Here is a 17151-nt window from a genome sequence, read left to right on the forward strand (position 1 = left end):
TTTTTCCTTTTATCAAGGCCAGCAAGCTGGCCTTATCTCAGTGCTAAGTACAGTGTATTACTCTCTACCAGGCAACTTTTTCCATGTTACTTTATCACGCAGATAAACAGGGCTTGCGCTTTCGGCGTCTACCGTGTTGCCTTTTTCCCATTCAAACTGCGCCAAATACGCAATATCAATGGCTTCAGGGTATAACACTGGCTCATCTTCTAGCTCTGCACGCTCTAAAGGCAATGCTGCCAATTCTTCTTGGTACGCGTCCCAACCTGTTCCGGCGGTATACCAAATAGAGTCATCTTTGGAGATTTCATTAGCAAGCTCGAGAGGCGGAATGACGCATTCTGCATCAACCTCTACCCAACTGCCGTTTTCTTGACGGCTGTAACGCCCCCAATATACTTCACTCATTCGTGCATCAATGGCACAGCAAACCTTGCTGAACCCTAGTTTACGATAAGAACCCTGAGCCATAGCGGCTAAGGTAGACACACCTATCATTGGCAGTTCAGCGCCGAATGCTAAACCTTGTGCAATACCAATGCCAATTCGCACACCAGTAAAGCTGCCAGGGCCGCGACCAAATGCCAATGCATCAAGATCCGATAGGCTTAAGCCCGCTTCTTTTAGTACCTCATCGACCATAGGTAGAATTTTCTTGGTATGGTCGCGAGGGGCTACTTCACTTCTTGCGAATACTTGGTCGCCGACAATCAAAGCAACAGAACAGTTTTCTGTCGCGGTATCTAAAGCAAGAATTTTTCCAGTCATTGATAACTCTATCTTTTAATTAATGTTGGTTAGCGTCTGCTTGTTCAAGCTGCTTGAGGAACGCTTGAACCGTATTTAAATCCCGAGTTCTCGGAATGGGCGGCAAACTGGCTAAGAACAGTTTTCCATAATCTTTCGTCACCAAACGATTATCACAAATGATCAGTGCACCATGATCGTTTTTATCACGGATTAATCGCCCGACCCCTTGCTTCAACGTAATGACCGCATCGGGCAATTGCACTTGAGCAAAGGGATCTCCCCCTTTCAGGCGGCAATCTTCAATACGAGCCTTTAGCAACGGGTCATCAGGTGCCGTGAACGGTAATTTGTCAATGATAACACAGCTTAATGCATCACCTCTAACATCGATCCCTTCCCAAAATGCGCCGGTTGCCACCAGCAACGCATTACCCAGTTCCATAAACTCGGCCAATGTTTTCTGCTTACTGGTTTCACCTTGCAGCAACACAGGCACGGATAGGACATCTCGGAAGCGCTCTCCCAGCTCTCGCATCATGCTATGCGACGTACAAAGGAAAAAACATCGGCCGCCATTTTCTTCAATCACAGGGCCAAGAAATTCCACAAGCTTATCCGCCATACCTGGGCTATTGGGTTCAGGTAAGTAACGAGGGACGCACAACTTGGCTTGAGTCTGATAATCAAAAGGGCTAGGTAACGCCAGTTTTTGTTTCGGTTGAATGCCCAAACGTGAGGTAAAATGGCCAAAGTCTTCGTTCACCGCCAGCGTTGCTGAAGTAAATATCCAGGCCCCCTGCTTAAGCTCTATCTGCTCGTGAAACTTATCAGCCACCGAAAGCGGTGTAATGTGCAGGGTAAAGTGTCTTGGGGTCGTATCATACCAATAGGAATACCCAGTGATGGAAACATCGCAAACTCGTTCTATTCGAGACTTGATAAGATTTGCACGTTCAAATGCAGTATCCAGTAATTGACTCCGACCCAGTGCTAGCTTGAGCACTTCAATAGCAAAATCTAGGGCATCTTGCAGTCGTTGTAGCTCTCGCCCCACGGCAGGAGACGCAAGCGCTTCACGCCAGTTTCCACGAAAATTTTGTTCCCCGAGTATGAGCCTAAGATCCATAGAAGATTGCGTTAAGCTGTCACCCACCTTTTGCAATTGGCGCATGTCTTTGGCTTCTGTCCGATAGGCAATCTCAATATCTTTGGCTAATTCTTGTACCTGACGGCTCGATACGGATTGACCAAAGTACTGGCTGGCAATGTCGGGCAGTTGATGGGCTTCGTCAAAGATGAATACGTCCGCCTCAGGAATCAGCTCTCCAAAGCCCGTCTCTTTGATCGCTAAGTCGGCCAGAAATAGGTGGTGATTAACGACGACAACATCAGAATCCATCGCTCGCTTTCGGGCTTTCAGTACAAAGCAATCCGTGAAACTTGGGCACTCTTTGCCAAGGCAATTGTCATTGGTAGATGTAATCGTAGGAATGATTGGGCTGTCTTCGGCGATTTCATCGCAGTCACCTAAATCACCACTTTTCGTCTGTGATACCCAAGATCGAACCTTGGTCAACTGCGCCAAAAGCGTTGGATCCGCCGTGTTATTGTGGCTTTCCACCATTTGACGGCTCAACCTATCAAGGCAAAGATAATTCGAACGGCCCTTTAAGAGCGCGACCTGACCATAAAACCCCAGCGCATCGACCATTAAAGGAAGATCACGATGGAACAACTGCTCTTGAAGATTTTTTGACCCCGTACTGATGATCACCTTTTTGCCACTTAAAAGCGCTGGTACTAAGTAGGCAAACGTTTTTCCCGTTCCGGTTCCTGCTTCAACCACCAACTGCGACTGATCGTTGATGGCGTCATGGACCGCTTGGGCCATATCAAGTTGCGGTTGCCTAGGTTGAAAGCCAGGAATGGCTTTGCCCAGTGCACCATCAGAAGAGAAGGTCTTTAAGATCATTTAAGTCAATAGGAAAGAGTATTATTGGAGGATTATGTCAGCTTTAGTGTGCCGGCGCGAATCAGATTAGTGTGACTCGCTCCGGTGGGTGTGGATTTTAAGTTAAGAGTGAACCATTACTTCTTATTAAGGTAACGTGAGAGCCAGGCTGGGCCGTCAAATCCGTTATCGTCACAAAGAATGGCTTTTGCCGCATCACTTGGGGAGGCTTTGTTTTCCCACATTTCAGTCAGCGTCGCTTCATCGACTTCATGATCACCAACAAGAGCATTCACTCGCTCAACATACAGTTTTCGCGCTAGTAGTTCTTTATCCATATACAGCACCTTTGATACTTCTTACGATAGAATCCACAACAAAATAGGTAAACCTAGAAACTTGGTAACGATCTTTTGTTGAAACATGCTCGATAATAGATTAATTATAGCAGGTATATTGAGGCTTACGTCACCGTTCACGGAACCTCAAATTAGTTTTTAGCCCAAAAAAATAATTCATGGAAGCACAACACAAATGGAAAAAAAAACACTCCTAACTCATTGCAAAGACGCACCTGGACTCATATCTAAAATCACCAACATTTGTTATAAGCACCAACTTAATATCATTCACAATAATGAGTTTGTGGATAACACCAGTGGGCATTTCTTCATGCGTACTGAACTGGAAGGGTATTTCAACGATCAAACGCTTCTAGCCGATCTTGACCAAGCGCTTCCTGAAGGCACAAAACGTAACCTGGTCAACTCTACCCGTAAACGTATCGTTATCTTAGTGACCAAAGAGTCACACTGTTTGGGCGATATTCTAATGAAGAACTACGATGGTAGTTTGGATGTCGAGATTGCGGCAGTTGTGGGCAACTATGACACGTTACAAGGTTTAACTGAGCGTTTTGATATTCCTTACCATACGGTTTCTCACGTGGGTTTGAATCGCGAAGAGCATGAGCAAGAAGTACTGAAAGTTATCGAACAATACGATGCGGATTACTTAGTGCTTGCCAAATACATGCGCGTACTGACGCCAGGGTTTGTTGAGAAATACAATCATAAAATCATCAACATCCACCACAGTTTCCTACCCGCGTTTATCGGTGCGAAGCCTTATCAGCAAGCGTATGAACGTGGTGTAAAAATCATTGGTGCCACCGCGCACTTCGTTACCAATGATCTCGATGAAGGCCCGATTATTAAACAAGATGTGATTCCTGTTGATCACAACTTCAGCGCCCAGGACATGGCACGTGCGGGTCGCGACGTAGAGAAAAATGTATTGAGTAAAGCACTCAATAAAGTTCTGAACGATCACGTATTTGTTTACGGCAATAAAACCGTCATCCTGTAGAGCTAACGCATTTCATTATGCAGTTACAGTGTAGGAAGTAGTGACAATCCATTAAAAGCGGGCATTGATTTCAACATCAATGCCCGTTTTGTTTGTCTTTCATTAAGTATCAGCTAGAAGGACACGCACCTTAGAGGCTAATAGCCAGCTTCACACCTTGACGAATAGCTCGAACCGCATCCAGTTCCCCCGCATGATCAGCGCCGCCAATCACGTGCAATTTCCCTTCAAGTTCTGACCAGCGATCTTCAAACGGTCGGACCGATTCCTGCCCAGCACAAATCACAACTTTATCGGCATCCAACAACTTGGCATCACCCTTAACCGAGATGTGTAAACCTTCCTCATCAATCTTCTTGTATTCAACACCGCCCAGTAGGTTTACACCACGCTTTTCTAAGGTACGTTTGTGAATCCAACCCGTCGTTTTACCCGGCCCTTTGCCCACACGCCCTTGGCGTCTTTGTAATACCCATACGGTTTTATCACTGTGTGAGGCAGGATAAGGATACAGACCACCAGGATGGCCAATCTGTTTGTCTATTCCCCACTCGTGTAACCAATCATCAAGCGTGTTATCTTCCGGCTCGGTTAGCATGGTCGCAATATCCACGCCGATCCCACCAGCCCCAACAATCGCAATCTTCTCTCCGACTGGCGTTTTTTCTCGAATCAGAGTTTGGTAGTCGACCACTTTAGATTCGTTATCGATGCCGGAAATATTAACCTGTCTAGGTTCAACACCCGATGCCATCACCACTTCATCGTACTCAGATAGACTCTCAAATGTCGCTTCGGTATCGAGCAGCAAGTTCACCCCTGTCGCATCGATTTGGTTCGCGAAATAACGAATCGTTTCTCGGAACTCTTCTTTACCCGGGATCTGCATTGCTAGCCTGAACTGTCCACCAATGCGATCGTTCTTCTCAATCAGGTCAACATCATGCCCACGCTCAGCAAGCGTCGTTGCACAGGACAATCCCGCGGGGCCTGCCCCAACAACGGCGATTTTCTTTTTGGTCACTGCTGGTTGAACGACAATTTCGGTTTCGTAACACGCTCTCGGATTCACAAGGCAGCTTGCTCGTTTACCTTTGAAGACATTATCAAGACAGGCTTGATTGCACCCAATACAGGTATTAATAAACTGCGCTTGGTCTTTCTCAGCTTTTGCAACAAAATCTGGATCCGCAAGGAATGGTCTTGCCATAGAGACCATATCAGCTTGCCCTGAACTTAGGATCTTCTCAGCTTCATCTGGCGTATTTATTCGGTTGCAGGTCACCACTGGGATGTTAACGTAAGGCTTTACCTTTTCTGTTACCCAAGTAAACGCACCGCGTGGAACCTGAGTCGCGATGGTTGGGATTCTTGCCTCATGCCAACCTATTCCCGTGTTAATGATCGTTACGCCCGCTTCTTCTAGTTTTTGAGCCAACAGAACCACGTCTTCAAACGTGCTGCCCTGCTCAACCAGATCGAGCATTGAAAGCCTAAAGATGATGATGAAATCGTCACCCACCGCTTTTCGCATTGAGCGGACAATTTCGAGAGGAAAGCGCATGCGTTTTTCATAGCTGCCCCCCCATTCGTCGTAACGCATGTTCGTGCGTTTACAGATAAACTGGTTGATGAGGTAACCTTCTGACCCCATGATTTCGACGCCATCGTAGCCCGCTAGTTGAGCCAGTTCTGCGCTGTTTGAGAATGCGTCAATGGTTTTCTTAATCTGGCGAGGACTCATTTCACTGGGTGCGAACTTCGCGATTGGGGCCTTCATTCCTGACGCACTTTGCGCTAAAGGATGCATTGCGTAACGCCCTGCATGAAGAAGCTGCAGTGCGATCTTACCACCATGTTTGTGCACCGCTTCGGTGACCACTTTATGTGACTGTGCATGCTTTGGCTTACTGAACTCAGCACTAAAAGGAGTTAACCGTCCACGTAAATTTGGTGAGAAACCTCCCGTCACGATAAGCCCTACACCGCCTTTCGCTCGCTCTTCATAAAAAGCAGCCAATTTGTGCAGGCCTTGTTTGTCTTCTTCTAAACCCGTGTGCATTGACCCCATTAAGACTCTATTTCTTAACTGGGTAAATCCAAGGTCGAGCGGTTGTAGTAGGTTTGAGTACATGGCAGACATCACTTTATCTATTATTATTCGTGGTCTGACCAGAATATTCACACTAGAGTAAAAAATCAAACACCCGTTTACATTTTTGCAACACTGGTCAACTTCGTATTTTCCTCTCAATCCACATAAAACATTGAGTTGTCTGCCATATTGAGATGGCGTAGGATATGAACAGCACACTCTCACACCATCATGGACTCTGTTAGGTCAACTGCAGAGAAGATTCGATGAAAAAATTGTTCAAATTTATTGGTCTGATTTTTAAAGGTTTATGGAAAATCATCACCTTTATTCGCCTTGCTATAACCAATCTCTTTTTTATTCTTAGCCTTGTGGTTATTTACTTTTTATTCACAAGTGTCGACACCCCAACACCTGTCGTCGAACAACAATCTGCATTGGTGCTGAACCTATCGGGACCTATCGTTGAACAGCGGTCTTACAATAATCCAGTGGACTCATTAACGGGCTCACTCTTTGGCCAAGACATGCCGCGCGAAAACGTATTGTTCGATATTGTCGATACCATCAGGCACGCTCAAGACGATGATCAAATCAAAGGTTTGGTACTTTCGCTGCGCCAGCTACCAGAAACCAACCTCACGAAGCTAAGATACATCGCGAAAGCGTTAAATGAATTCAAGGCTTCTGGTAAACCTATCTATGCCGTTGGTGAGTTCTACAACCAGAGCCAATACTACCTCGCAAGCTACGCCAACAAAGTCTTTCTTTCTCCAGACGGTGCCGTACTTTTGAAAGGCTACAGTGCCTATTCGATGTACTACAAAACGTTGCTCGAAAACCTAGATGTCAATACTCATGTCTTTAGAGTCGGCACCTACAAGTCCGCTATAGAGCCCTTCACACGCACTGACATGTCTAATGAAGCCAAAGAATCTGCCTCGCGTTGGTTGACGCAGCTTTGGGGTGCCTATGTCGATGACGTTGCGACGAACCGCCAAATGGACGCGAAAGCTCTCAATCCATCTATGGACGAATTCCTAGAGCAATTAGAGGCCGTAGAAGGTAATTTGGCCCAACTGTCTTTAAACCTAGGATTGGTGGATGAACTCGCGACACGACAACAGATTCGCTCTCAACTGTCGGATGTTTTTGGTAGTGATGGCAAAGATAGCTATCAAGCGGTCGGTTATTACCAATATCGCTCGACCATGCCCCCTGCGTTTAACGTAGAAGCGGACGACATTGCCGTTGTCGTAGCTAGCGGCGCTATCATGGATGGTAAGCAATCACGCAACAATGTGGGCGGTGATACGACGGCGAGCCAACTTCGCCAAGCACGAAATGACAGCAGCGTTAAAGCCGTGGTTCTGCGTGTTGATAGCCCAGGTGGCAGCGCGTTTGCTTCTGAAGTCATTCGTAATGAAATTGACGCGTTGCGAGCCGCAAACAAGCCAGTCGTCGTATCCATGTCGAGTTTAGCCGCTTCCGGTGGTTATTGGATTTCGATGAGCGCTGACAAGATTGTTGCGCAACCCACGACGTTAACGGGTTCAATCGGTATCTTTAGTGTGATCACAACCTTTGAAAAGGGATTAACCAACCTTGGCGTCTATACCGATGGCATTGGCACCTCTCCTTTCTCTGGCGTTGGCGTGACTACAGGCATGTCACAAGGCGCTAAAGATGCGTTCCAATTGGGTATTGAGCACGGTTATAATCGTTTTGTAGGGCTAGTAAGCACTCACCGTGAGATACCATTAGATACATTAGAGTCAATCGCTGAAGGTCGCGTTTGGACGGGTCAAGACGCTATGGCGCATGGGCTTGTTGATAAAATGGGTGACTTTGATGATGCCATTGCATTAGCGGCAGAGCTTGCGGAACTCGAAAGCTATAACGTGTCGTGGGTACAAGAGCCGTTGTCTCCAGCGCAGCAGTTCTTCCAGGAAATGATGAATCAGGTTTACGTCTCTTTTGATGTAGATATGACGACATGGCTTTCGTCTTCATGGGTGCCTAAGTCATGGCTACCCGTGATCAATCAAGTCTCTGCAGACATTTCACTACTCGAAAGCTTTAATGATCCTAAAGGCCAGTACGCTTTTTGTTTGAATTGCCAGGTGCAATAAACATTAAGCCGCTGAAGCAGCCCTTAGCTCATTAGCCCTATTATCAAGGCCAATTATCATGCGATAGTTGGCCTTATTTTTAGCGGCAAGTTCCTCTTGTTTTCACTCGTTTAATCACGAATACTCTGCCTACATTGACGCCCTTTCACCTTCGCCAATTTGGCAAACCTGACTAGACTATAAAGAGGTGAGCTCTAGCCCTTTTTATTCACAAACAATTCGCTATAATCGCCGCCTGTTCCCAAATCACAATACGATGCGCATCATGACGAGAAAACACATTTACATCGCTTACACTGGCGGCACGATAGGAATGCAAAAATCTGATCACGGATACATTCCCGTCGCGGGTTTCATGGAAAAGCAGTTAGCGGGTATGCCTGAGTTTCATCGCCCTGAAATGCCTGAATTTACCATCCATGAATATGACCCTTTGATTGACTCGTCTGACATGACCCCAATGGACTGGCAACAGATCGCTGATGATATCCGTGATAACTACGAGAAATACGATGGCTTTGTCATTCTTCACGGTACTGACACCATGGCCTATACCGCATCGGCATTATCTTTCATGTTGGAAAATCTTGGGAAGCCAGTCATTGTGACAGGTTCACAAATTCCTCTTGCTCAATTACGTTCAGATGGCCAAGCAAACCTTCTGAATGCTCTGCACATTGCAGCGAATTATCCGATTAATGAAGTCACGTTATTCTTCAATAACCAATTGATGCGCGGCAACCGTAGTACTAAATCACACGCTGATGGCTTCAGTGCTTTCACGTCGCCAAATCTCCCACCACTTCTGGAAGCGGGTATTAGCATCAAGGTGAATAACGGCGTTGTGGTTGACCAAAAACCGCAAGGTGAGTTTAAAGTGCATAACATTACGCCTCAGCCGATTGGGGTCATTACGATGTACCCTGGAATCTCTCATGAGGTGATTCGTAATACCTTGCTTCAACCTGTTAATGCCATGATTTTACTCACCTTTGGAGTAGGTAACGCACCGCAAAACCCAGAGTTGTTAGCTCATTTAAAAGACGCATCCGAACGTGGCGTGATTGTCGTAAACCTGACTCAATGTTTGGCTGGAAAGGTCAACATGGGTGGATACGCGACAGGCTGCGCACTTCAAGATGCGGGCGTCATAAGTGGCTATGATATGACACCGGAAGCTGCGCTTGCGAAACTGCACTATCTGCTCAGCCAAGGGCTCACTTATGAAGAAGTGAAAGAAGAGATGCAGAAGGTGCTGCATGGTGAAATGAGTCTATAGAGCAAAGAATGTAGCAATGTAGCAATGTAGCAATGTAGGACATTTTCCCAAACTGAGAAGATTCAAACCTCACTAAACTTCATATTCCGATACTGCAAAAATATTTAAGCTATCTTAATACCAGATTAAGATAGCTTTTTTATGGCCAAACATCCGGTTGATAGCCACTTACTCTCTATGGTTAAGCCCCTAATTCTTATTGGGATTTACGCGAAGAATGTCACTTTCTTCCGCTTTAAATTGCTTTTTTAGTTCAGACTTTGACTTGAAGCTTATCTCTCCACCCGCTGCCACTGTCATATGTTGTGCATCTACATTATGCTTAGATTGATAAAGCATAACGGCTTGCATACAAGAATCTCGTTGCGCTTGAGAAAGTTGACCGCCTTCTGGCCACTTTCCTGTTTCAACAGCAAAATTTAATCGCTGATAAACTTCGGGTGTAATAGCTTCTATTAAACTTTCGGCGTCCATGTTCTATCCTTAGTTATCAATATAGTGACAAAATATAGCGCTGTAGCATTGAGTCAAGACTGGGTAGAAAAATAAGAGTAATCGATCACAAGCGATGGTATGAATTTATTAAAACTAACCTCAACAACCCTAATAGCGGTCGCATTGTCTGGATGTTTTGAAATCAACAAAAACACTGACCAGCTCTGTGAAGACACACCAGCCCTGCGCTGTGAACTTCTCAATATGAACGATGGCCAGTGCAGGTTGCCAAGAACTGACCTCATTTGGCACCGCTATGAAGTCTTCAAGAACCCATCCGATATCAATGTCATCCAAGAATACGAATACGCGCGATTGTATCGTCGCTGTCTAGAGCTTGCCGCACAAATACAGCCTATCGATCAAAGTGCTCTGAAGCAGCAACGTTTTAGTGCACTCATTCATTCTGGAGAAGAGCTAGACCGCATAGTAGAACAACTTCAAAAGTCACGTTCACCAGAAACGCTCTACTTTCTATGGAGCCAAATTGGCGACGATCAGGCGCAAAGAGAATTTTTGCAGCTTGAAGGCTCTCCAAAGCTTGAAACAGCGGAACTGCAATACGCACTTGCGACCTTCTACACCAATCGAGATCAGCTGAAAACCATTGAATTGCTCAATCGTGCTTTAGAGCTTACTCGATCAGGCAAGGTAAATACTGAAATCTTAAAAACACTTGCCAGTACCCATTATCGAGTACAAAACAAAGAACTTGCTTACGTTTGGGCGATGGTGGCTAAACGCTATGACGTTGCGATTGCGTCGGATCAAGAGCTTCAGTTGCTCTATGGGTTTACTGAAGACAAGTACAATCGACTGGATGATGTTGCAGATACATTGGAAGATGCCATAAGCTCAGGTGAATTCACTAAAAGGATAATTCCTAAAGATCTGAAATAATCTTTCAATCTCAAGCGTTTTAGCTTCGTCTTTTCCATGTTGTAACAATGAAACAGAAAGCGGTGACTATTCACCGCTTTTATTACTTTTGTTGAAAATTAACGACACTGAATTAACACAATAGCGCTCACCCGTCGTTACCGGGCCGTCTTCAAAAACATGGCCTAGATGGCTGTCACACTGGCTACAACGTATCTCAACTCGCTTCATACCGTGACTTAGATCCTCTATATACCGAATCACTTCATCATTAATTGGCGCATCAAAACTCGGCCAACCACACCCAGAGTCATACTTACTCTCGGAGTGAAACAAGTCCTGTTGGCAGCATGTGCACTGATACATCCCCGTGTCTTTGTTATGTAACAAAGCGCCGCTAAAAGGTGGCTCAGTCGCACTGCGTCTACATACATCAAACTCGACATCAGAGAGCTGCTCACGCCAGTCCTCATCGGACTTGTTTAGGATTTCTCTCTTGTTTTTATCCATTGATAAATTCCTCTTCCTCTCACATCTAGTACAAACTTTTTTTTCGAAAGACTTGCGAAACCTTACAGTTGTAGCACATACTTTCTTGCCGTAACAAGGGAGTTACGAATCCGTAAATCGCTTTAATATTTTAAAGCATTTTTCGATAGCTGAGTTACATTCTGTCCAGTAACGAGTACAAAAAAACACCATTTGCGACAAAATGTGAAAAAAAGCGACAGTTTTTTTTGACATTAAACAAGTAAAGCCTGATTATCGGTTGCAGATGCAAACTGGATTTTGTAATTTTACTACCAGTTATCTTTATTCAGAAATTAAGTTGTGGAGCAACTATAATGACTATCAAAGTAGGTATTAATGGTTTTGGCCGTATCGGTCGTTTTGTATTCCGTGCAGCGCAAGAGCGCAATGACATCGAAGTTGTTGGTATCAACGACCTAATCGACGTTGAGTACATGGCATACATGCTTAAGTACGATTCAACTCACGGACGTTTCAACGGTACTGTTGAAGTTGAAGGCGGAAACCTAATCGTTAACGGTAAAACTGTACGTGTAACTGCAGAGCGTAACCCTGAAGATCTTAAGTGGGATGCAATCGACGTAGACGTAGTTGCTGAAGCAACTGGTCTTTTCCTAACTGACGAGACTGCACGTAAGCACATCACTGCTGGTGCTAAGAAAGTTGTTCTTACAGGTCCTTCTAAAGACGCAACTCCAATGATCGTTATGGGTGTTAACCAAGACACTTACGCTGGTGAAGATGTTGTTTCTAACGCTTCTTGTACTACTAACTGTCTAGCGCCTGTTGCTAAAGTTCTTAACGACAAGTTCGGTATCGAATCTGGTCTTATGACTACAGTACACGCGACTACAGCAACTCAAAAAACTGTTGATGGTCCTTCTGCTAAAGACTGGCGCGGTGGCCGTGGTGCTTCTCAAAACATCATCCCATCTTCAACTGGTGCTGCTAAAGCTGTAGGCGTTGTTCTTCCAGAACTAAACGGCCTTCTAACTGGTATGGCTTTCCGTGTACCAACTGCTAACGTATCTGTAGTTGACCTAACTGTTAACCTTAAGACTGCTGCATCTTACGAAGCAATCTGTGCTGCTATGAAAGAAGCATCTGAAGGCGAGCTTAAAGGTGTTCTAGGTTACACTGAAGACCAAGTAGTATCACAAGATTTCATCGGTGAAGTTCAAACTTCAGTATTCGATGCTAAAGCTGGTGTCGCTCTAACTGACAAATTCGTTAAAGTTGTATCTTGGTACGACAACGAAATCGGTTACTCAAACAAAGTTCTTGACCTAATTGCACACATCTCTAAGTAATTTAGATTTGTAACCAGTTAGTGTCACTTGTGTTTGAAACATAAGACATTAAAAAGGCGACTTTCGAGTCGCCTTTTTGTTATCTAAATTTTGTGTTTAGATTACAACTCAATACTTATTTAGGTGCTTGATCTTGCCCTAAATTTGCAGCCCTCGCTAACAATGAGTACTGAACTGTAATTTCTCAAACCTTGGAGATATCAATGGACTTACTATCCCTTCCGGCCCTCACGGTGCTTTCAGACAACGTCACGATCGTTGAAAAAGACAATGTCAAAATTGTTCGCGTGATCCATGAGAAAGCGACTGCGGGCATCGCTTTGCACGGCGGGCACGTTGTCTCGTTCACACCAAAAGGGCAAGACGACCTTCTATGGATGAGTGACAGTGCGAATTTCGATGGCAAAGCGGCATTGCGTGGCGGCATTCCAGTCTGTTGGCCTTGGTTTGGTCGTATCGCTGCACCTGCTCATGGTTTTGCTCGTACTAGCGAGTGGGAACTGGTTGAGCACAGAGAAAACGACACTGGCGTCATTATTAGCCTAGGCTTAGCGCCGACTCAAGCTTCCCTCGAACTTTGGCCGCATCAATTTGATGTACGTTTGAACGTTGAAGTCGCAGATTCGCTCAAGGTGACATTAGACATCACCAACACAGATGACCACGCTTGGACTTTCTCTGGTGCTTTGCATTCCTACTTAAATCTTGGCGATGTCCGTGAAACAAGCACCGTCGGAATGGGAAATGAATACATCGACAGCTTACAAAATAATAAAGTCTGCCATGACGAAAATGCGCTCATTCTGACTGACACGATTGATCGCGTTTACACACAGCCAGAAACCATTATTGAAGTGAAAGACATGAAACTTCAACGCTCTACACTCGTTAAGAACGAAGGCCATAACTCGGCTGTTTTATGGAATCCTTGGCTTGAAGGGGCAACCGCGATGGGTGATATGCCGAATGACGGATACCTTGGCTTCCTATGCGTTGAATCGACTTTAAATGCCAACTCACTAGAAACTGGGAAGCTATTGCAACCTAACGAAACTCACCAACTCATCACTACGATTTCTAGTCAATAACCCTCTCCCCACGGCCTAGCTTGGTCGTGGGATCCCCTTCGCTCGAAATTATATCCCTCTATCTCTGGTCTCCCTTTTCTCAGCTGCAAATCTTGTATGGATTTAGAGTTTCTTATTGTTTAAATAATTAATAAGAATCAATTTATCTCCATTCATAACTCTATATTATCTATTCGTTACATCTGCATGTTGAAAAACTAGGAATAATAAAAGTTTAAAAGACGGGATAACTATAAAATGTTTAAGAAACTTAAAAACCAAAGCGTTGGCTTTCAACTGAAGTTGGTGATTCTACTTTGCTTACTGGTTTCATTTGTGGGAACCGCTACTCTGGTCTATCGAAACGCTTCAAAGGTATTACTCGATACAACCCTAAAAGGCCATCAGTCTGAAGTGGAAGCGATGGCTATGACAATTGCAGGTCAATTCAAGGCTTACTTGCATACGGCAAAAGTACTGGAATCAACATTTAGAAACGGCTATTTAGCGGGCGTTTATGTTGAAGACTATGACGTAGAGTTTAATGGCAAACAGATTTCTAACATCACGCAGTACGGCGAAAGTCTCATCAATGATGAAAAGCTCGTCGACAGCTTTACTCGCGATACCGGCGCGGTTGCTACATTATTTGCACCGTTTGACGGAGACTTTATTCGAGTCTCAACATCCCTAAAAGATCATCAAGGTAATCGTGTTATAGGCACGACATTAGGGCGCAATCATCCCGGCTTTAATCAGTTAATGTCTGGGCAACCTTACTATGCTCAAGTAAAGCTGTTTGATGTCAATTACCTCACTTACTATGCGCCACTGAAAGACTTTCAGGGAAAGGTCACTGGAATTACCTTTATAGGCCTGCCTGTAGAACAAGTCACCCAAGAGCTTTTCGATTCACTGAGCGCAATTTCGTGGGGTGACACGGGCTACACCATCGTAGTCGACAACAGAGAAGAAAGTCTAGGCAAGTACTTGTTGCACCCTGTGCACGATGAGAGTTCCCCTTCAATCATCGATGTGAAAGACTACGAAGGCAACCAGCCATTCCACCAATTGTTTAAACAAACCAGCGGCCTTATTCGTTACCCATATGAATATAACAGTACCGTTGGCGAAAAGTACTTGGTATACACTGAAGTACCCGGCTGGGAATGGAAGCTATTGGGCGGTACCTTTATCAAAGAGGTGACAAAAGGCAGCGAAACCTTGCTTAAGCTCATCATTACTATTGCGTCTATTGTCGCTCTCCTCACCTTTATTATTCTTACGCTGTTTCTTAACCGAAGCCTAAAACCGCTCACGACCCTCAATGGATACATGGCTCGCTTGGCCAAGGGTGAAGTCAGCATTGAGATTCCGAATACGGGCAAGGAATCAAAAAATGAAATCATAAGCCTGAATAACGGCGTCGCTAACATGGCTGGTCAATTAAACTCGCTTGTCAGTGAAATACGTTCCACGAGTGACTCTGTTCAAGACGCATCACAAAGCGTTTCTCAGGATGCAAACCGAAACCTTAGTCAGTCAGACTTACAACAGCAGCAAGTCGAGCAAGTCGCCACAGCCATCGAAGAAATGGCCTCTTCGGCACAGTCCGTTGCACAGCAAGTTGAAGCCATCGCTGAGAATGTTCGCCTAACCAACGGGGACAGTCAATCGGGGTTAGAAGTCGTTGAGAATGTGTGTATTGAAGTTGCACAACTCAATGACCAGCTCGACAATTCAGCGCAAGCGATAGAGCAAGTAAACCTAGACAGTGAGTCGATTCAAACTGTGACGAGAATGATTGATGAGATTGCTGAGCAAACGAATTTACTTGCTCTGAATGCCGCTATTGAAGCCGCAAGGGCGGGTGAACAAGGTCGTGGGTTCGCCGTTGTCGCCGATGAAGTTCGAACTCTTGCCCACCGAACTCAAACATCGGTTCAGGATGTGGTCTCTATTATAGAGAAGCTGAAAACGTCGACTGGAAATGCCGTCAGCTTAATGAACCAAAGCCAGACGAGCGCAAATCAGGTGTTGGACAAGGCCCAAGAAGCAGGCACAGCATTAGAAGCCATTGCATCGCAAGTCGAAGCAATTGCCTCTCAAGCTGACACTATTGCCGCAACGTCTGAAGAGCAGGCAAATGTATCTCAGGAAATATCCGCGAGTGCAAACGCTATCAGCGAGTTGAACCGAGAGAGCCGAAATACCAGTGAAAAGACCACACAAAGCGCCGAGCGACTAGGTTCAGAAGCAAAGTCGTTAAAGCAGCAAGTCAATTTCTTCCACTAATCAGTTCATAGCGAAAGGGTGGCTTAGCACGCTGCCCTTTTGTTTTCCGCTACGTGTGAATCACTAGTGCTCCCATACGCTTCCTGCTAAACTTCTGGCTCTCAATATCGTCCAGAGATCTCTATGTCTTACGCTTGCCCTTTATGTCACCAGTCCCTAACGCTAAACGAACGAACGTATCGTTGTGAAAATAATCACGCTTTTGATTTAGCAAAAGAAGGCTACATCAATCTTATGCCTGTCCAACACAAGCGCTCAAAAGATCCAGGTGATAATAAAGAGATGATGCAGGCTCGCAGAGCATTCTTGCAAGCGGGCCACTATGACCTAATGCGTCAAGCTGTGGCGGCGTTATGCAAAGAGAACACGCCATCAAAAAACGCTCGACTTCTTGATATAGGTTGTGGTGAAGGCTATTACACCGATCGAGTTGCCTCACTATTACGAGAAGCATCAGAAGATACCTCTGTCTACGGTCTCGACATATCCAAGGTCGCGATTCGATACGCCGCAAAGCAATACAGACAATGTCACTTCAGCGTGGCGTCTAGCCATCGCCTGCCCTTTTCAGACCAGTCGTTAGATACGATCCTACGTATCTACGCTCCGTGCAAAGCCGAAGAGCTTTCTCGAACGCTGCGTGACGAAGGCAAAATTGTGACCGTCACGCCTGCTGCTAGGCATCTCTACCAGCTTCGTGCAAGAATTTACCCAGATGTTCGCCTCCACAGTGAAGATCCAGAAACGATTCAAGGCTTTGAATTAGTTCATCAAGAAAAGTTGAATTACACAATGGACCTAAAAAAAGGCGAAGCAATGCAACTTCTTCAAATGACGCCTTTTGCTTGGAAAGCGTCTGAAGAGTTAAAGGCGGAATTGTTAAATACGCAAGAGTTTAGCTGCGAAGCGGACTTTATGCTCCGTGTTTATCAAAAATCCAACCACGCTTAAACCACTTTTTCGACAAGTGGATTCAAGCGCGACCTCTCGATTCTTTTC

The 17151-nt window shown here is 45.2% G+C and carries 14 protein-coding genes; 8 read left to right on the forward strand and 6 right to left on the reverse strand.

Translation table 11 applies throughout. The features are described from left to right. Positions 1 to 57: 57 nt before the first annotated feature. The 3 genes from tsaB to BCU12_RS06215 all read right to left on the reverse strand — a co-directional run bounded on the left by tsaB (position 58) and on the right by BCU12_RS06215 (position 3039). Positions 58 to 768 (reverse strand): tRNA (adenosine(37)-N6)-threonylcarbamoyltransferase complex dimerization subunit type 1 TsaB, encoded by a 711-nt coding sequence (gene tsaB / locus BCU12_RS06205; protein WP_102403483.1) that lies wholly within the window; start codon positions 766 to 768, stop codon positions 58 to 60. Positions 769 to 787: 19 nt separating this feature from the next. Then, positions 788 to 2722, reverse strand: a complete 1935-nt coding sequence (locus BCU12_RS06210) for an ATP-dependent DNA helicase (protein ID WP_102403484.1) — start codon at positions 2720 to 2722, stop codon at positions 788 to 790. A 116-nt stretch (positions 2723 to 2838) separates the two neighbouring features. Then, positions 2839 to 3039: a hypothetical protein gene (locus tag BCU12_RS06215; protein ID WP_102403485.1), complete on the reverse strand. Its 201-nt coding sequence runs from the start codon at positions 3037 to 3039 to the stop codon at positions 2839 to 2841. A 196-nt stretch (positions 3040 to 3235) separates the two neighbouring features. Between BCU12_RS06215 and purU the strand changes: the two genes are divergently transcribed. Further along, positions 3236 to 4069 carry a formyltetrahydrofolate deformylase gene (gene purU, locus BCU12_RS06220; RefSeq protein ID WP_102403486.1) on the forward strand — a complete coding sequence of 278 codons (834 nt, stop codon included), beginning with the start codon at positions 3236 to 3238 and terminating at the stop codon, positions 4067 to 4069. Positions 4070 to 4199: 130 nt separating this feature from the next. On the opposite strand, the gene BCU12_RS06225 is transcribed toward purU, so the two are convergent. Beyond that, positions 4200 to 6212 (reverse strand): NADPH-dependent 2,4-dienoyl-CoA reductase, encoded by a 2013-nt coding sequence (locus BCU12_RS06225; protein ID WP_198599264.1) that lies wholly within the window; start codon positions 6210 to 6212, stop codon positions 4200 to 4202. 218 nt (positions 6213 to 6430) lie between these two features. Between BCU12_RS06225 and sppA the strand changes: the two genes are divergently transcribed. Next, on the forward strand, positions 6431 to 8296 hold the full coding sequence (sppA, locus tag BCU12_RS06230) for a signal peptide peptidase SppA (RefSeq protein WP_102403487.1): 1866 nt from the start codon (positions 6431 to 6433) through the stop codon (positions 8294 to 8296). A 265-nt stretch (positions 8297 to 8561) separates the two neighbouring features. Then, complete coding sequence (gene ansA / locus BCU12_RS06235; RefSeq protein ID WP_102403488.1) at positions 8562 to 9575, forward strand: asparaginase; 1014 nt, start codon at positions 8562 to 8564, stop codon at positions 9573 to 9575. A 189-nt stretch (positions 9576 to 9764) separates the two neighbouring features. Here ansA and BCU12_RS06240 read toward each other — a convergent pair whose 3' ends face one another. Continuing rightward, positions 9765 to 10049: a DUF1315 family protein gene (locus tag BCU12_RS06240; protein ID WP_102403489.1), complete on the reverse strand. Its 285-nt coding sequence runs from the start codon at positions 10047 to 10049 to the stop codon at positions 9765 to 9767. A 99-nt stretch (positions 10050 to 10148) separates the two neighbouring features. Between BCU12_RS06240 and BCU12_RS06245 the strand changes: the two genes are divergently transcribed. Further along, positions 10149 to 10970 carry a DUF2989 domain-containing protein gene (locus tag BCU12_RS06245; RefSeq protein ID WP_102403490.1) on the forward strand — a complete coding sequence of 274 codons (822 nt, stop codon included), beginning with the start codon at positions 10149 to 10151 and terminating at the stop codon, positions 10968 to 10970. Between the two features lie 66 nt (positions 10971 to 11036). Here BCU12_RS06245 and msrB read toward each other — a convergent pair whose 3' ends face one another. Further along, a complete protein-coding gene (gene msrB, locus BCU12_RS06250) occupies positions 11037 to 11459 on the reverse strand; it encodes a peptide-methionine (R)-S-oxide reductase MsrB (RefSeq protein ID WP_102403491.1) in 423 nt (140 codons plus the stop codon). Between the two features lie 335 nt (positions 11460 to 11794). On the opposite strand from msrB, the gene gap reads away from it, so the two are divergent. The 4 genes from gap to rlmA all read left to right on the forward strand — a co-directional run bounded on the left by gap (position 11795) and on the right by rlmA (position 17103). Then, entirely contained in the window at positions 11795 to 12790 is a 996-nt protein-coding gene (gene gap, locus BCU12_RS06255) for a type I glyceraldehyde-3-phosphate dehydrogenase (protein ID WP_102403492.1), read from the forward strand. 203 nt (positions 12791 to 12993) lie between these two features. Further along, entirely contained in the window at positions 12994 to 13878 is an 885-nt protein-coding gene (locus BCU12_RS06260; RefSeq protein ID WP_102403493.1) for a D-hexose-6-phosphate mutarotase, read from the forward strand. Positions 13879 to 14115: 237 nt separating this feature from the next. Further along, entirely contained in the window at positions 14116 to 16152 is a 2037-nt protein-coding gene (locus BCU12_RS06265; RefSeq protein ID WP_102403494.1) for a methyl-accepting chemotaxis protein, read from the forward strand. A 123-nt stretch (positions 16153 to 16275) separates the two neighbouring features. Next, complete coding sequence (gene rlmA / locus BCU12_RS06270; RefSeq protein ID WP_102403495.1) at positions 16276 to 17103, forward strand: 23S rRNA (guanine(745)-N(1))-methyltransferase; 828 nt, start codon at positions 16276 to 16278, stop codon at positions 17101 to 17103. Positions 17104 to 17151: the final 48 nt, after the last annotated feature.

Source organism: Vibrio sp. 10N.261.55.A7, from assembly GCF_002877365.1.
Lineage (GTDB): Bacteria > Pseudomonadota > Gammaproteobacteria > Enterobacterales > Vibrionaceae > Vibrio.

What these genes read in the sequence shown, in the direction of transcription:
- BCU12_RS06260 (WP_102403493.1), top strand. Translation starts at nt 12,994, where the DNA reads ATGGACTTACTATCCCTTCCGGCCCTCACGGTGCTTTCAGACAACGTC.
- rlmA (WP_102403495.1), top strand. Translation starts at nt 16,276, where the DNA reads ATGTCTTACGCTTGCCCTTTATGTCACCAGTCCCTAACGCTAAACGAA.
- BCU12_RS06265 (WP_102403494.1), top strand. Translation starts at nt 14,116, where the DNA reads ATGTTTAAGAAACTTAAAAACCAAAGCGTTGGCTTTCAACTGAAGTTG.
- gap (WP_102403492.1), top strand. Translation starts at nt 11,795, where the DNA reads ATGACTATCAAAGTAGGTATTAATGGTTTTGGCCGTATCGGTCGTTTT.
- sppA (WP_102403487.1), top strand. Translation starts at nt 6,431, where the DNA reads ATGAAAAAATTGTTCAAATTTATTGGTCTGATTTTTAAAGGTTTATGG.
- BCU12_RS06210 (WP_102403484.1), bottom strand. Translation starts at nt 2,722, where the DNA reads ATGATCTTAAAGACCTTCTCTTCTGATGGTGCACTGGGCAAAGCCATT.
- purU (WP_102403486.1), top strand. Translation starts at nt 3,236, where the DNA reads ATGGAAAAAAAAACACTCCTAACTCATTGCAAAGACGCACCTGGACTC.
- BCU12_RS06240 (WP_102403489.1), bottom strand. Translation starts at nt 10,049, where the DNA reads ATGGACGCCGAAAGTTTAATAGAAGCTATTACACCCGAAGTTTATCAG.
- BCU12_RS06225 (WP_198599264.1), bottom strand. Translation starts at nt 6,212, where the DNA reads ATGTCTGCCATGTACTCAAACCTACTACAACCGCTCGACCTTGGATTT.
- BCU12_RS06245 (WP_102403490.1), top strand. Translation starts at nt 10,149, where the DNA reads ATGAATTTATTAAAACTAACCTCAACAACCCTAATAGCGGTCGCATTG.
- ansA (WP_102403488.1), top strand. Translation starts at nt 8,562, where the DNA reads ATGACGAGAAAACACATTTACATCGCTTACACTGGCGGCACGATAGGA.
- msrB (WP_102403491.1), bottom strand. Translation starts at nt 11,459, where the DNA reads ATGGATAAAAACAAGAGAGAAATCCTAAACAAGTCCGATGAGGACTGG.
- BCU12_RS06215 (WP_102403485.1), bottom strand. Translation starts at nt 3,039, where the DNA reads ATGGATAAAGAACTACTAGCGCGAAAACTGTATGTTGAGCGAGTGAAT.
- tsaB (WP_102403483.1), bottom strand. Translation starts at nt 768, where the DNA reads ATGACTGGAAAAATTCTTGCTTTAGATACCGCGACAGAAAACTGTTCT.